General features: G+C 68.3%; 12 protein-coding genes. 9 read left to right on the forward strand and 3 right to left on the reverse strand.

Annotated elements, in window-relative coordinates:
• Positions 1-85 precede the first annotated feature (85 nt).
• Positions 86-961 carry a PhzF family phenazine biosynthesis protein gene (locus IAE56_RS08235; RefSeq protein ID WP_200752186.1) on the reverse strand — a complete coding sequence of 292 codons (876 nt, stop codon included), beginning with the start codon at positions 959-961 and terminating at the stop codon, positions 86-88.
• A gap of 75 nt (positions 962-1,036) precedes the next feature.
• Here IAE56_RS08235 and IAE56_RS08240 point away from each other — a divergent pair, with 75 nt between their 5' ends.
• From IAE56_RS08240 to IAE56_RS08255, 4 genes are all read left to right on the forward strand, one after another.
• A complete protein-coding gene (locus IAE56_RS08240; protein WP_200752187.1) occupies positions 1,037-3,631 on the forward strand; it encodes a bifunctional aspartate kinase/diaminopimelate decarboxylase in 2,595 nt (864 codons plus the stop codon).
• Positions 3,632-3,720: 89 nt separating this feature from the next.
• On the forward strand, positions 3,721-5,073 hold the full coding sequence (gene murL / locus IAE56_RS08245; RefSeq protein WP_108768085.1) for a UDP-N-acetyl-alpha-D-muramoyl-L-alanyl-L-glutamate epimerase: 1,353 nt from the start codon (positions 3,721-3,723) through the stop codon (positions 5,071-5,073).
• Positions 5,054-6,463 carry a UDP-N-acetylmuramoyl-L-alanine--D-glutamate ligase gene (murD, locus tag IAE56_RS08250; protein WP_200752188.1) on the forward strand — a complete coding sequence of 470 codons (1,410 nt, stop codon included), beginning with the start codon at positions 5,054-5,056 and terminating at the stop codon, positions 6,461-6,463. Before murL ends, murD begins: the two co-directional genes overlap by 20 nt.
• A gap of 109 nt (positions 6,464-6,572) precedes the next feature.
• Positions 6,573-7,106 carry a hypothetical protein gene (locus tag IAE56_RS08255; protein ID WP_200752189.1) on the forward strand — a complete coding sequence of 178 codons (534 nt, stop codon included), beginning with the start codon at positions 6,573-6,575 and terminating at the stop codon, positions 7,104-7,106.
• Positions 7,107-7,181: 75 nt separating this feature from the next.
• Here the strand turns inward: IAE56_RS08255 and IAE56_RS08260 are convergent, their stop codons facing one another.
• Positions 7,182-7,766 (reverse strand): SMI1/KNR4 family protein, encoded by a 585-nt coding sequence (locus IAE56_RS08260; protein ID WP_108768088.1) that lies wholly within the window; start codon positions 7,764-7,766, stop codon positions 7,182-7,184.
• A gap of 128 nt (positions 7,767-7,894) precedes the next feature.
• Here IAE56_RS08260 and IAE56_RS08265 point away from each other — a divergent pair, with 128 nt between their 5' ends.
• Positions 7,895-8,680, forward strand: a complete 786-nt coding sequence (locus IAE56_RS08265; RefSeq protein WP_200752190.1) for a dienelactone hydrolase family protein — start codon at positions 7,895-7,897, stop codon at positions 8,678-8,680.
• 80 nt (positions 8,681-8,760) lie between these two features.
• Here the strand turns inward: IAE56_RS08265 and IAE56_RS08270 are convergent, their stop codons facing one another.
• Complete coding sequence (locus IAE56_RS08270) at positions 8,761-9,759, reverse strand: polyprenyl synthetase family protein (RefSeq protein WP_108768090.1); 999 nt, start codon at positions 9,757-9,759, stop codon at positions 8,761-8,763.
• A 215-nt stretch (positions 9,760-9,974) separates the two neighbouring features.
• On the opposite strand from IAE56_RS08270, the gene IAE56_RS08275 reads away from it, so the two are divergent.
• The 4 genes from IAE56_RS08275 to IAE56_RS08285 all read left to right on the forward strand — a co-directional run bounded on the left by IAE56_RS08275 (position 9,975) and on the right by IAE56_RS08285 (position 13,352).
• Positions 9,975-11,588, forward strand: a complete 1,614-nt coding sequence (locus IAE56_RS08275) for an alpha-glucosidase (protein ID WP_200752191.1) — start codon at positions 9,975-9,977, stop codon at positions 11,586-11,588.
• Positions 11,589-11,745: 157 nt separating this feature from the next.
• On the forward strand, positions 11,746-12,534 hold the full coding sequence (locus IAE56_RS21120) for a hypothetical protein (RefSeq protein WP_234455968.1): 789 nt from the start codon (positions 11,746-11,748) through the stop codon (positions 12,532-12,534).
• Positions 12,535-12,552: 18 nt separating this feature from the next.
• Positions 12,553-12,687 carry a hypothetical protein gene (locus IAE56_RS21245; RefSeq protein WP_267912569.1) on the forward strand — a complete coding sequence of 45 codons (135 nt, stop codon included), beginning with the start codon at positions 12,553-12,555 and terminating at the stop codon, positions 12,685-12,687.
• 362 nt (positions 12,688-13,049) lie between these two features.
• Positions 13,050-13,352 carry a hypothetical protein gene (locus IAE56_RS08285; RefSeq protein WP_108768092.1) on the forward strand — a complete coding sequence of 101 codons (303 nt, stop codon included), beginning with the start codon at positions 13,050-13,052 and terminating at the stop codon, positions 13,350-13,352.
• The last annotated feature ends 144 nt before the right edge of the window (positions 13,353-13,496 follow it).

Consider the following 13,496-nt stretch of genomic DNA (forward strand, 5'->3'; position numbering starts at 1 on the left):
AAACTCCAGGAAATGGGGAAATGGTAGCGCGGGGCCATGCCCCGCGAGCGCGCAGCGCGGCAAGGCCGCCGGGCATGGCCCGGCGCTACCAGCGGATCTGGCCGTCGATCACCGGCTGCACCTGGCCGCCGATCCACACCGTGCCTTCGGCATCGACGCGGACATGGACATGGCCGTCGCGGCCGACTTCGCGGCCCTGGCTGGCCACGTAAGCACCCGCGCCGCCGGGCAGGGCGCCACGTTCGCGCAGCCAGGCGCCGATCAGCGCATTGGCGCTGCCGGTCACCGGGTCCTCGGGCACATTCACCGCATCGCCCGGGCAGAACGCGCGCACCACGCGGCTGTGTCCCGCAGCGGGTTCATCGGCGAACACCGCCACGCCGGTCGCGCCGGTGGCATTGGTCCAGTCGCGCAGGGCGGCCATGTCCGGGGCCAGGCCGCGCACGGCGGCGGCATCGCGCAGCGGCAGCAGCCACCAGCGCGGGCCGTTGTCCCACAGCTCGGGGGCCTGGCCGTCGGCGGCCAGGGCCAGCAGCGGTTCCGGTACCTGGCCGGGGGCGGTGGGCAGGTGGCGGGCCGGCGGGCTGGCCAGTTCGATGGTCGGCGCGTCGGCCGGGCCACTCACCCGCACCGGCAGCAGGCCGGCGGCGCATTGCTGGACCAGGGCGCCGCCGTCACCCGGCGTGGCCAGGCCGCAAGTGACCGCCGCCCAGGCCGCACCGACACTGGGGTGGCCGGCGAACGGCAGCTCGCTGCCCGGGGTGAAGATGCGGATGTGGTAGTCGGCACCGGCGGCGCTGGGCTGCAGGAAGAACACCGTCTCGGACAGGTTCAGCCAGGCCGCCAGCGCCTGCATGCGCCCGGCGGACAGCCCGTCGGCGCCCAGCACTACGCCCAGCGGGTTGCCGCTGCCGGGCTGGTGGGCGAAGACATCAAGCTGCAGGTAGCGGAAGGCGGCCATCGGCGGGTCCATTGGGCTTAGAATCGAAGGTTCCGCCCCCTCGGGCGGCTCCCCCACATTACACATAGCCTATCCATGTCAGCTTCCCCCCTTGTCGATCGTTGGATCGTACTGAAGTTCGGCGGCACCTCGGTGTCGCGTCGCCACCGCTGGGACACGATCGGGAAGCTGGCGAAAAAACGCGCGGAAGAGACCGGCTCGCGCGTGCTGGTGGTGGTCTCGGCGCTGTCCGGGGTCACCAACGAACTGACCGCGATCGCCGATGGCGCACCGGACAGCCGCGACCGCGTGGCCGCCCTGGTCGAACGCCATGAGAGCTTCCTGGTCGAGCTCGGCCTGGGCCGCGAGGTGCTCGGCGAACGCCTGGCCGCCCTGCAGGGCCTGCTGGATGACCCGCGCGCAACCACCCGCCCGCTGGAATGGCAGGCCGAAGTGCTGGGCCAGGGCGAACTGCTGTCCTCGACCCTGGGCGCGGCCTACCTGCATGCCTCGGGCCTGGACATGGGCTGGATGGATGCCCGCCAGTGGCTGGACGCGATGCCGCCGCAGCCGAACCAGAGTGAGTGGTCGCAGCGCCTGTCGGTGAACTGCCAGTGGCGCGCCGACGCGGACTGGATGCAGCGCTTCCGCGCGCAGCCGACCCGCCTGCTGATCACCCAGGGCTTCATTTCCCGCCACGCCGACGGCGGCACCGCCATCCTCGGCCGCGGCGGCTCGGACACCTCGGCGGCGTACTTCGGTGCGCTGCTCGGCGCCAGCCGCGTGGAAATCTGGACCGACGTGCCGGGCATGTTCAGCGCCAACCCGAAGGACGTGCCGGACGCGCGCCTGCTGACCCGCCTGGACTATTACGAAGCGCAGGAAATCGCCACCACCGGCGCCAAGGTGCTGCACCCGCGCTCGATCAAGCCGTGCCGCGACGCCGGCGTGCCGATGGCCATCCTCGATACCGAGCGCCCGGAACTGCCGGGCACCAGCATCGACGGCAGCGCCGCACCGGTGCCGGGCGTGAAGGCGATCAGCCGCCGCAACGGCATCGTGCTGGTGTCGATGGAAGGCATCGGCATGTGGCAGCAGGTCGGCTTCCTGGCCGATGTGTTCGGCCTGTTCAAGAAGCACGGTCTGTCGGTGGACCTGATCGGTTCGGCCGAAACCAACGTCACCGTGTCGCTGGATCCGTCCGAGAATCTGGTCAACACCGATGTGCTGGCCGCGCTGTCGGCTGACCTGTCGCAGATCTGCAAGGTCAAGGTGATCGTGCCGTGCGCGGCCATCACCCTGGTCGGCCGTGGCATGCGTTCGCTGCTGCACAAGCTGTCGGACGTGTGGGCCACCTTCGGCCGCGAGCGCGTGCACATGATCTCGCAGTCGTCCAACGACCTGAACCTGACCTTCGTCATCGACGAGGCCGATGCCGATGGCCTGCTGCCGATCCTGCATGCCGAGCTGATCGACAGCGGTGCGATGCCGGTGGAAGAAACCGAAGTGTTCGGCCCGCGCTGGCGCGAGATCGCCGGCACCGTGCGCCCGCGCGGCACGCCGTGGTGGCGTGGCCAGCGTGCGCACCTGCTGCAGCTGGCCGACGCCGGCACGCCGCGCTACGTCTACCACCTGCCGACCGTACGTGCCCGCGCCCGTGCGCTGGCCGCGATCAAGCCGATCGACCAGCGTTACTACGCGATCAAGGCCAACAGCCACCCGGCCATCCTGCAGCTGCTGGAAGCCGAAGGCTTCGGCCTGGAATGCGTGTCGCACGGCGAGCTGAAGCACGTGTTCCAGCACCTGCCGGAACTGTCGCCCAAGCGCGTGCTGTTCACCCCCAGCTTCTGCCCACGCGAAGAGTACGAAGCCGGCTTCGCGCTCGGCGTCACCGTCACCGTGGACAACCTGGAAGCGCTGCAGCGCTGGCCGGACTTGTTCCGCAACCGCGAAATCTGGCTGCGCGTGGACCTGGGCCGTGGCGAAGGCCACCATGCCAAGGTCCGCACCGGCGGCAAGGATTCCAAGTTCGGCCTGCCGATGGCGCGCGTGGACGAGTTCGTGCGCACCGCCACCGATCTGGGCACCCGCGTGGTCGGCCTGCACGCGCACCTGGGCAGCGGCGTGGAAACCGCGCAGCACTGGCGCCTGATGTGCGATGAGCTGGCCGGTTTCGCCCGCCGCATCGGCAGCGTGCAGACCATCGACATCGGTGGTGGCCTGCCGATTCCGTACAGCGAGGAAGACGAGCCGTTCGACCTGGACGCTTGGGCCGAGGGCCTGGCCGAGGTCAAGGCGCTGCACCCGGCGTTCCGCCTGGCGATCGAGCCGGGCCGCTACCTGGTGGCCGAATCGGGCGTGCTGCTGACCCATGCCACGCAGGTGGTGGAAAAGGACGGCGTGCGCCGCGTCGGCCTGGATGCCGGCATGAACACGCTGATGCGCCCAGCTCTGTACGACGCCTGGCACGATATCGAGAACCTCAGCCGCCAGGGCGGCTACGCCGAAGCGGCGTTCGATGTGGTCGGCCCGATCTGCGAGTCCAGCGATGTGTTCGGCAAGCGCCGCAAGCTGCCGGTGTCCACGGCGCCGGACGACGTGATGCTGATCGCCGACGCCGGTGCCTACGGCTATGTGATGGCCAACACCTACAACCAGCGGGCGATGCCGCGCGAAGACGTGATCGAGTGATCGCTGCCCTCCGCACCCTGCACCCGCCCACCGACACGTCCTGCGCCTTCGCGCGGGGCGTGCCTGACCGCGCTTGAACTGGATCCACCATGACTGCTTTCGATAAACACCAGGTTTCCCGCTTCCGCTTCGTCCGCTGCGAATTCGCCGCGGATACCGGCGTGGCCAAGCTGGTCTACGCCTTCGACGACGGCCCGGAGATGGTGGAAACCATCACCGTGCCCGGCGCCCCGTTCGTGCTGGACGAGGCGCGCGCGGGCGCGGTGCAGCGTGCGCTGCAGCTGCTGCACCTGATCGCCGGTGTCAGTTACTACAAGGCGGGCGTGCCGGAAACGGTCAGCATCGACAGCTATGCCATCGATGCCGAGACCGCAGCGCTGGTGGAAACGGTCTACCTCAACGGCCTGGGCGAATTCGCCTACCGCAACGGCCTGAACCTGCGCGGGCGTTTCCGCCTGCCGGTGCAGGGCGACGCGGTGCAGGCGCCGGTGCTGGGCCTGCAGCCGCATGCGCTGGTGGCCATCGGCGGCGGCAAGGATTCGCTGGTCAGCATCGAAGCGCTGCGCCGTGCCGGCGTGGACGAGACGGTGACCTGGATCGGCGGTTCGCAGCTGATCCGCGCCTGTGCCGAGCGCACCGGCCTGCCGACCCTGAACCTGGGCCGCGCGCTGGCGCCGGAGCTGTTCGAGCTGAACCGCCAGGGCGCGTGGAACGGGCATATCCCGGTGACCGCGGTGAACTCGGCGATCATGGTGCTGGCCGCGCTGCTGCAGGGCGTGGACCAGGTGGTGTTCTCCAACGAGCGTTCGGCCAGCTACGGCAGCCAGATTCCAGGCACCGGCGAAGTGAACCACCAGTGGTCGAAGGGCTGGGCGTTCGAGCAGGCCTTCGGCAACCACGTGCAGAAGCAGGTGGCCGCCGATCTGCAGTACTACTCGCTGCTGCGCCCGATGTCGGAGCTGGCGGTGGCCCGCCAGTTCGCCAAGAGCGATTTCTACGACGCGCATTTCTCCAGCTGCAACCGCAACTTCCACATCCTTGGCGAGCGCCCGGTGAACCGCTGGTGCGGCGTCTGCCCGAAGTGCCACTTCGTGTTCCTGGCGCTGGCCCCGTTCATGCCCAAGACCCGCCTGGTGCGCATCTTCGGTCGCAACCTGCTGGACGACGCCGGCCAGGCCGGTGGCTTCGATGCGCTGCTGGAATTCCAGGACCACAAGCCGTTCGAGTGCGTGGGCGAAGGCCGCGAATCGCGTGCGGCGATGGCCACGCTGGCGCAGCGCCCGGAATGGAAGGAAGACGTGCTGGTGAAGCGCTTCTGCAACGAGATCCAGCCGCAGCTGGGTGCCGCTGAACTGGAACTGGCGCCGCTGCTGCAGCTGCAGGGCGAGCACCGCATTCCGACCGCGCTGTGGGAACGTGTGCGTGAAGATTTCACAGCTTGAAGGAAAGCGCGTTGCGCTGTGGGGCTGGGGGCGTGAGGGCCGCGCGGCGTTTGCCGTGCTGCGCGCGCGCCTGCCCGCGCTGGCCCTGAGCCTGTTCTGCCCGGCCGCCGAGGTCGAGGCGGCGCGTACCGAAGCGCAGGGTCAGCTGGACGTGCGTGGCGAGCCCACTGCCGAGGCGCTGGCCGCGTTCGACGTGGTCATCAAATCGCCCGGCATCAGCCCCTACCAGCCGATCGCGCTGGCGGCGGCAGGGCAGGGCACGGCCTTCATCGGCGGCACCGCCCTGTGGTTTGCCGAGCACGCGGCTGAAGATGGCATCGTGCACGACACCGTGTGCGTGACCGGCACCAAGGGCAAGAGCACCACCACCGCGCTGGTCGCGCACCTGCTGCGCGCCGCCGGCCACCGCACCGGCCTGGTCGGCAACATCGGCCTGCCGCTGCTGGAAGTGCTGGACCCGCAGCCCGCGCCCGCGTACTGGGCGGTGGAGCTGTCCAGCTACCAGACCGGCGAAGTGGCGCGCAGTGGCGCCCGCCCGCAGGTGGCGGTGGTGCTGAACCTGTTCCCCGAACACCTGGACTGGCACGGCAGCGAGCAGCGCTACATCGAGGACAAGCTGCGGCTGGTGACCGAGGCCGCGCCGCGCATCGCCGTGCTCAACGCCGCCGATCCGCACCTGGCCGCGCTCTCGTTGCCGGACAGCGACGTGGTCTGGTTCAACCAGCCGCAGGGCTGGCACATGCGCGGCGACATCGTGCACCGTGGCGAACAGCCCGTGTTCGATACCCGCAACACGCCGCTGCCGGGCCGCCACAACCGCGGCAACCTGTGCGCCGTGCTGGCGGCGCTGGAAGCGCTGGGCTTGGATGCCGTGGCATTGGCACCGGCGGTGCAGGATTTCCGCCCGCTGCCCAATCGCCTGCAGCGCATCGGCGCGGCCGATGGCCTGACCTACGTCAACGATTCGATCAGCACCACGCCGCACGCCAGCCTGGCCGCGCTGGAATGTTTCGCCGGCCAGCGCATCGCGCTGCTGGTGGGCGGGCACGACCGTGGCCTGGACTGGACCGATTTCATGCAGCACATGGCGCACGACGTGCCGCCGGTGGAGATCGTGACGATGGGCAGCAACGGCCCGCGCATCCACGCGATGCTGCAGCCGCTGGCGGATGCCGGCCGCTTCGGCCTGCACGCGGCCGGCGACCTGCCCGAGGCGATGGCGCTGGCACGCGCTGCGCTGGGTGCGCAGGGCGGGGTGGTGCTGCTGTCGCCGGGCGCGCCGAGTTTCGGTGCCTACCGCGATTACGTGGCCCGCGGCCGCCATTTCGCCGAGCTGGCCGGGTTCGAGCCGGACAGCATCAGCGCGATTCCGGGCCTGGGCATCGGCTGACCCACCGGCCCGGGGTCGGATCCCTTTCCGCAGGAAAGGGCTCTGACCCCAGCGAGTTGCAGGGGGCGAGTTACCATCGGCGCATTCCCGGACGGATTCGAGAAGCCCGATGTGCACCTTCATCACTTTATTCCTGCCCACCACGCTGGCCCACGAAACAGCCGCCGCGATCTTCACCCGCAGTGGCCGTTGCCTGTTCGCGCAGGATTCGCCCAGCCTGCAGGCCGCGGTCGGGCCCGGCTGGCAGCCGTGGCTGAGCGCCGCGCACTGCGATTGCGGCACCGCGCTGGCGTCGGTGCGGGCCAAGCCGGAATGGAAGGGCGATGCCGCGCGCTGGCGGAAGAAGGGCTGGAGCGAAGCGAAGATCGCCCGCGCGCTGGCCGAGCAGTTGGCGCGGCATGCGCAGGATCAGCAGCTGCGTCGCGATGAAGCGCTGGGCGACGCCGGGCAGTGGTTACAGCGCATCGATGCCCTGCTGCAGTCCGGGGCCGCGCGCATTGGCCTGCTGGTACGCGACTACGATGGCGCGGTGGATGCCCGGCAGCCGGCGCCGCCGGAACGTCATTGGTCGCGGGGCCAGTTGGATGCAGCGGATCTGCTGGCGCTCGCGCCGGGCACGTTGCATTGGATCGAGCGCGGGTGAGCCCGGGAAGCCAGCGGGGTCGGATCCCTTTCCGCAGGAAAGGGCTCTGCCCCCCCATCCACGCGTGGCGTGGCTCTACTCGATGAACGCGTAATCACCATCAATCAGCTGCTGCAGGTACGCATCGAAGCTGGGCGCGATGACTGCATAGCTGTCCGGATCATGCAGGTAGCGCACCACCTGGCCGACGGTGCCGCCCGGTGCCGGGTCGAAATCCAGGTAGAGCATCGAGGTGCCGCCGTTGTTCATGCAGTGCGAGAAGCACAGGCGGCGGTCCATCGGCAGATCGGCGTCGATGCCGTCGCCAAGGATCTCCGGCTCGTCGTCCAGCCATTCCTCGTAGATGGACCGGATGCTGTCGTCCCACTGCTGCTGGTCTTCGAAGATCTGCGCGACCGAGCGCAGGTAGTAGGGGTAGCCGCCGTCCTCGACATCCGAACCCAGCATGTAGACCACGACCTCGCCACCGGGATATTCGCGGAAATGCGTGCCATCCACCCGCGACAGCAACGCCAGCAGGCTCTCGGGCACCAGCGGCCACTGCGCGCGTAGGCGCTGCAGATCTTCGGCACTGGCGCCCTGGACATGTGCCCATTGCGCTGCGTCCTCGGCCGGCAGGCGCGGGACAAGGCCAGACAGAAAGCGATCAACAAGGTTCATGTAGAAGGGGACGGAGGGGATTAAGTCGTATCCAACCACACCTGCGTCACGTCGCCAATGCAGAATGCGACCCGGGAGGGTGTTCTGCGACTTAATCCCCTCCGTCCCCTTTTCATTGGAGCAGGCGCATGAACCGATGGCGTTGTGGTGTGGCGATAGTGCTGGGGCTGGCGGCGATGCCGGTCTGGGCGGCGATGAAGACCCAGACGGTGGAATGGAAGCACGAGGGCACGACCTTCAGTGGCGTGCTGGTCTATGACGACGGCGACAACGACAAGCGCCCGGGCCTGGTGATGGTGCCGAACTGGAAGGGCGTGAACGAGTCCGCCATCGAGAAGGCCAAGCAGCTGGCCGGCGATGACTACGTGGTGCTGGTGGCCGATGTGTACGGCAAGGGCGTGCGGCCGAAGACCGATGCCGAGGCCGGCCCGGTGGCGACCAAGCTGCGCAACGACCGGCCGCTGCTGCGTGCGCGTGCGCTGGAAGCGGTGAACGTGCTCAAGGCCCAGGCTGGCAAGGCACCGCTGGATGCCAGCCGGATCGGCGCGGTGGGCTTCTGCTTCGGCGGCACCACGGTGCTGGAGCTGGCCCGCGCCGGTGCGCCGCTGGCCGGTGTGGTCAGCCTGCACGGCGGGCTGGGCTCGCCGCTGCCGGCGCAGGCCGGTGGCAGCCATCCCTCGGTGCTGGTGCTCAACGGCGCCGACGACAAGAGCGTGACCGCCGAGGACATCGGCAGCTTCCAGAAGGAAATGGACGCGGCCAAGGTCGACTGGGAATTCACCAACTACAGCGGCGCGGTGCACTGCTTCGCCGAGCGCGATGCCAACAGCCCGCCGGGCTGCCAGTACAACGAACGGGCGGCCAAGCGCGCGTGGAAGGCGCTGGATGAGTTCTTCGAGGAGCGGTTCCGGTAATCAAAGGCGTGCCGACCAACGGTCGGCACCTACCATCGCATTGGGTGGTTGCCGACCGTTGGTCGGCACACCTTCACCGGTCAATGCGAACGCTGCACCGCGTAACGGGCCAGGCCGCGCAGGGCCGCCACGGCATCGTTGTCGCCCAGGCCGTCGAGCGCGCGTTCGGCGGCTTCGGCGTATTCCTCGGCACGGCGGCGGCTGTAATCCAGGCCGCCGGTGGCGCGGATGGCGGCCAGCACTTCCGGCATGGCCGAGGCGTCGCCGTCCTGCACGATGCTGCGCAGGCGCTCGCGGGTGGCATCGTCCGAATGGGCCATGGCGTGGATCAGCGGCAGGGTCGCCTTGCCTTCGGCCAGGTCGTCGCCCAGGTTCTTGCCCAGTTCCTCGGCGTTGGCCGAGTAATCCAGCACGTCATCGGCAATCTGGAAGGCGTAGCCCAGGTGCATGCCGTAGTCGTACAGGGCCTGCTGGGTCGCTTCGTCCACGCCGCTGGCCAGCGCGCCCAGGCGGGTGCCGGCAGCGAACAGCACGGCGGTCTTGCGCTCGATCACGCGCAGGTAGGCCGCTTCGTCGGTGTCCGGGTTGTGCACGTGCAGCAGCTGCAGCACTTCGCCTTCGGCGATGCGGTTGGTGGTGTCGGCCAGGATCCGCATGACCGGCATGCGGTCCAGTTCCACCATCAGCTGGAAGCTGCGCGAATACAGGAAGTCACCCACCAGCACGCTCGGCGCGTTGCCCCACAGGGCATTGGCGGTGCTGCGGCCGCGCCGCAGGCTGGATTCGTCCACCACGTCGTCGTGCAGCAGGGTCGAGGTGTGGATGAACTCGATGATCGCCGCCAGCTGGTGGTGCTCCGGGCCGGCCTGGCCGACCGCGTGGCCGGCCAGCATGACCAGCATCGGGCGCAGGCGCTTGCCGCCGGCGGAAATGATGTGGTCGGCGATCTGGTTGATCAGTACGACGTCCGAGGACAGCCGGTCCCGGATCAGGGCATCGACGGCGGCCATGTCGGCCGCAGCAAGCGACTGGATCTGGGGCAGGCCCAGGGCGGGACGGGTGTCTTCGGTGATGGTCATGCGATCAGGCTTTCAGGCTCACCGCCAATTATAGGGTCTGGCCGTGAAATCGGGCGGAAACCGGCACGAGTGGTCATTTCGAAGGCCGTTGGCCGGCCTTGCGGCGTGAATACGTATGCAGGCAGCGCCATGCTCCGGAAGCCACCGCTAAGCTTGCGGTTGTTGGTTTTCGGCCCGCTTCCGGTGGGTCCCGCATGCCCGGAGGGGGGCTGTCGATGTCGCACAATCCATGGTGGCGCGGAGCCGTCATCTACCAGATCTACCCGCGCAGCTACCTCGACGCCAGCGGCGACGGGGTGGGCGACCTGCCGGGCATCATCCAGCGCCTGGACCACATCGCGGCGCTGGGCGCCGATGCGATCTGGATCTCGCCGTTCTTCAAGTCGCCGATGGCCGATTTCGGCTATGACATCGCCGATTACCGCGATGTCGACCCGCTGTTCGGCAGCCTGGAGGACTTCGACCGCCTGCTGGCCAAGGCGCATGGCCTGGGCCTGAAGGTGATGATCGACCAGGTGCTCAGCCACACCTCGCTGGAGCATGCCTGGTTCCGCGAGAGCCGCCAGGACCGCACCAACCCCAAGGCCGACTGGTACGTGTGGGCCGACCCGCGCGAGGACGGCACCCCGCCCAACAACTGGCTGTCGCTGTTCGGTGGCGGCGCCTGGCAGTGGGAACCGCGCCGCGAGCAGTACTACCTGCACAACTTCCTGGTCGACCAGCCGGACCTGAACTTCCATAACCTGGACGTGCAGCAGGCCACGCTGGACAACGTGCGGTTCTGGCTGGACCGCGGCGTGGACGGCTTCCGCCTGGACGCCATCAACTTCTGCTTCCACGACGCGCAGCTGCGCGACAACCCGCCCAAGCCGGCGGACAAGCGCGTGGGCCGCGGCTTCAGCCCGGACAACCCGTACGCCTACCAGTACCACTACTACAACAACACCCAGCCGGAAAACCTGCCGTTCCTGGAGCAGCTGCGCGCGCTGCTGGACGAGTACCCGGGGGCGGTTAGCCTGGGCGAGATCTCCTCGGAGGACTCGCTGGCCACCACCGCCGAGTACACCCAGGACGGCCGCCTGCACATGGGCTACAGCTTCGAGCTGCTGGTGGACGACTACAGCGCGGCCTACATCCGCGATACGGTCTCGCGCCTGGAAGCGGTGATGACCGAGGGTTGGCCGTGCTGGGCGGTGTCCAACCATGACGTGGAGCGGGCCGTGAGCCGCTGGGGCGGCCGCCCGTCCGACCCGCGCCTGGCCCGCATGCTGGTGGCGATGCTGTGCAGCCTGCGCGGTTCGGTCTGCCTGTACCAGGGCGAGGAACTGGGCCTGGCCGAGGCCGAGGTGGCCTTCGAGGACCTGCAGGACCCCTACGGCATCACCTTCTGGCCGAACTTCAAGGGCCGCGACGGCTGCCGCACGCCGCTGCCGTGGACCGACGCCCCGCTGGCCGGCTTCACCACCGGCAAGCCCTGGCTGCCGATCCCGGCCGAGCACCGGGCGGCGGCCGTGGCCGTGCAGGATGCCGACCCGGGTTCGGTCCTGGCGGCCTTCCGGGCCTTCCTGGCCTGGCGGCGGACCCAGCCGGCTCTGCAGCACGGCGCCATCCGTTTCCTGGACAGTGCCGAGCCAGTGCTGCTGTTCGAGCGTATGCTTGCAGATGAAACCCTTCTGCTGGCCTTCAACCTGTCGGCCGAGGCGGTCAGCCACCCGCTGCCCGCCGGTACCTGGCAGCAGCTGGACGTGCCGGGCCCGGATGCAGGCACGGTGGAAGGCAATGAACTGCGGCTGCCGCCGCGCGCGGTGTATTGCGCACGACGCAGCTGACCGATTTCTCCGGTGGCGGTACTTGCGGGGACGGGGCCGAAGCGCCCCGTCCCTTTTTTGTGGGTTGGCGAGGGGGGATCGCTTTCCGACTTCTGGAATGGCGCCGGATGGGGCAGGGAGTGGACACTGATGGTCTTCACTGCATGATGGACCTCCGATGAGTTCTTTCATTTCCCTGATGCGCCTGCTGATGCTGGCGGTCGTCCTGTCCGTTGCCTGCCCGGTATTCGCGAATCCGATCGTGATCGTGGGTCCTTCGCTGGAGGACGCCTTCGAGGATTCCGATGTGGTGCCGGGGCTGAAGCAGTTGCTTGGGCCGGAGTACGCGGCGTTCCGGCGCAATTTCGATGAGTCGGCGGTGCCGGTGTCGCTGAAGAGTGGGGACTTGCTGCTGGCCGGATGGCGGCTGGGCTTCGCCGATTCCTACGGAGCTGTGGTGGTCCTGCACCCAGACGGAAGCCTGGACGCGGCTTACTACAATGCGGGCGAGCGTGCTCCGCGTTACTTCTCGAATTCAGCCCAGCCTCACCACCGGGCGCTGCGGGCCTGGGCCAGGCAATATGTTGGCGATACGCCGCAGGTCTTTCCGGACGGTTGGGATTCGCCAGTTGCTGTGGATCTTCCCAGCGAAGAAGACCAGGCGGCCGTGCGCGCCGTTGCCGCTGCGATCTGGTCGCCGACCCTGGCGCAGGGCTGGAACATGAACACCGAGGTGGGCCGCGTCCTTGGTGAGACAACCAAGTACGTCATGGACTGCTCTGCTGCTTTCAGCCTCGTGCCAAAGCCGGTGGGTTGGGTGCCCGGCTGGGCGTATGTCGCAACGACGTCAGTCCAGATCGTCGCCTATGTTACGGGGGCCTCGGCGCATCGGGTCTATCGTACCTGTGTCATCGGCACCGCCAGCCGCCAGCGGCCTTTCATCGAGCTGGCGTCTGCCGAGATCTGAGCGACGGGTGCCGCTTCCATGTGGGAACTGCTGGGCGAGATCGCTTCCCTTGCTCTGAACCATGTTGGTCACGCGCTTGGTCGATTCAGTGGGCGCATCCTGCTGGTGCTGATGCTGGTCATCGCGATCGGCTGCGCGCTGATGGTCTCATGATCTCCTTCTGAGTGAATCCATGCATGGCGTGGATCCACGGAATCCACGCATGGCGTGGATCTACTGGAATCCATGCATGGCGTGGATCTACGGAATCCGCGCATGGCGGGGATCTACGGGAGGACGTTGGCCGTGGTGGGGGCGGACCGTTGATCTGTGCGATGTCGCGCAGAAGATCGACGTCGCCAAGCATGGCGCAGCGTGGCGCGTTGGATGCCGTCGAACGGCCGTGTGCATCCTGCCGATGTGAAGTCCATCGCGGTCCTCGTCAGTCGGCCTCGCATTTGCAACAAGTCCGATGGCCTCGCGGCGGGTCGACAGCAAATACTCGGGCCTCCTCAATCGATGGACAGGAGAACCCGATGAAGTTCACTTCGGTTTTTGCAGCAGCAGCCGTCGCATGCATCGTCTTCGCAGAAACGGCAACGGCGCAGACATCGCCGCCCGACAGCCAGCAGCAGACCTGTCAGACCGCGTGGTATCAGTCTGAGGCTTCCCGCAGCTGTTCGCTCAACTACATGTTTTCGTTCCCGCCGGACTTCTGCAAGGTCAGTGCGGACTGCGTCCGCGCGGACGGCAGCAGGCAGGGGAACGTAGAGCAGACACGGCTGCAGAACGTCCCGTCGCTCCGCAACTGCGACGGTCGCCTGGGCTTCAACTGCTGAGGTCTGGCGCGAGCGATGTCGAACGGGCCAAAAGAAAACCCGCTGCCTGCGCAGCGGGATTCCGGTCCTGCTCCCCTTGTGTGTCGCCGGGCAAGGCCCGGCGCGACCGGTGGGTTTGCGGCCCCCCGGCGGGCCCACCCCAAG

Origin of the sequence: Stenotrophomonas sp. S41, assembly GCF_016624625.1 — a bacterium.
Lineage (GTDB): Bacteria > Pseudomonadota > Gammaproteobacteria > Xanthomonadales > Xanthomonadaceae > Stenotrophomonas.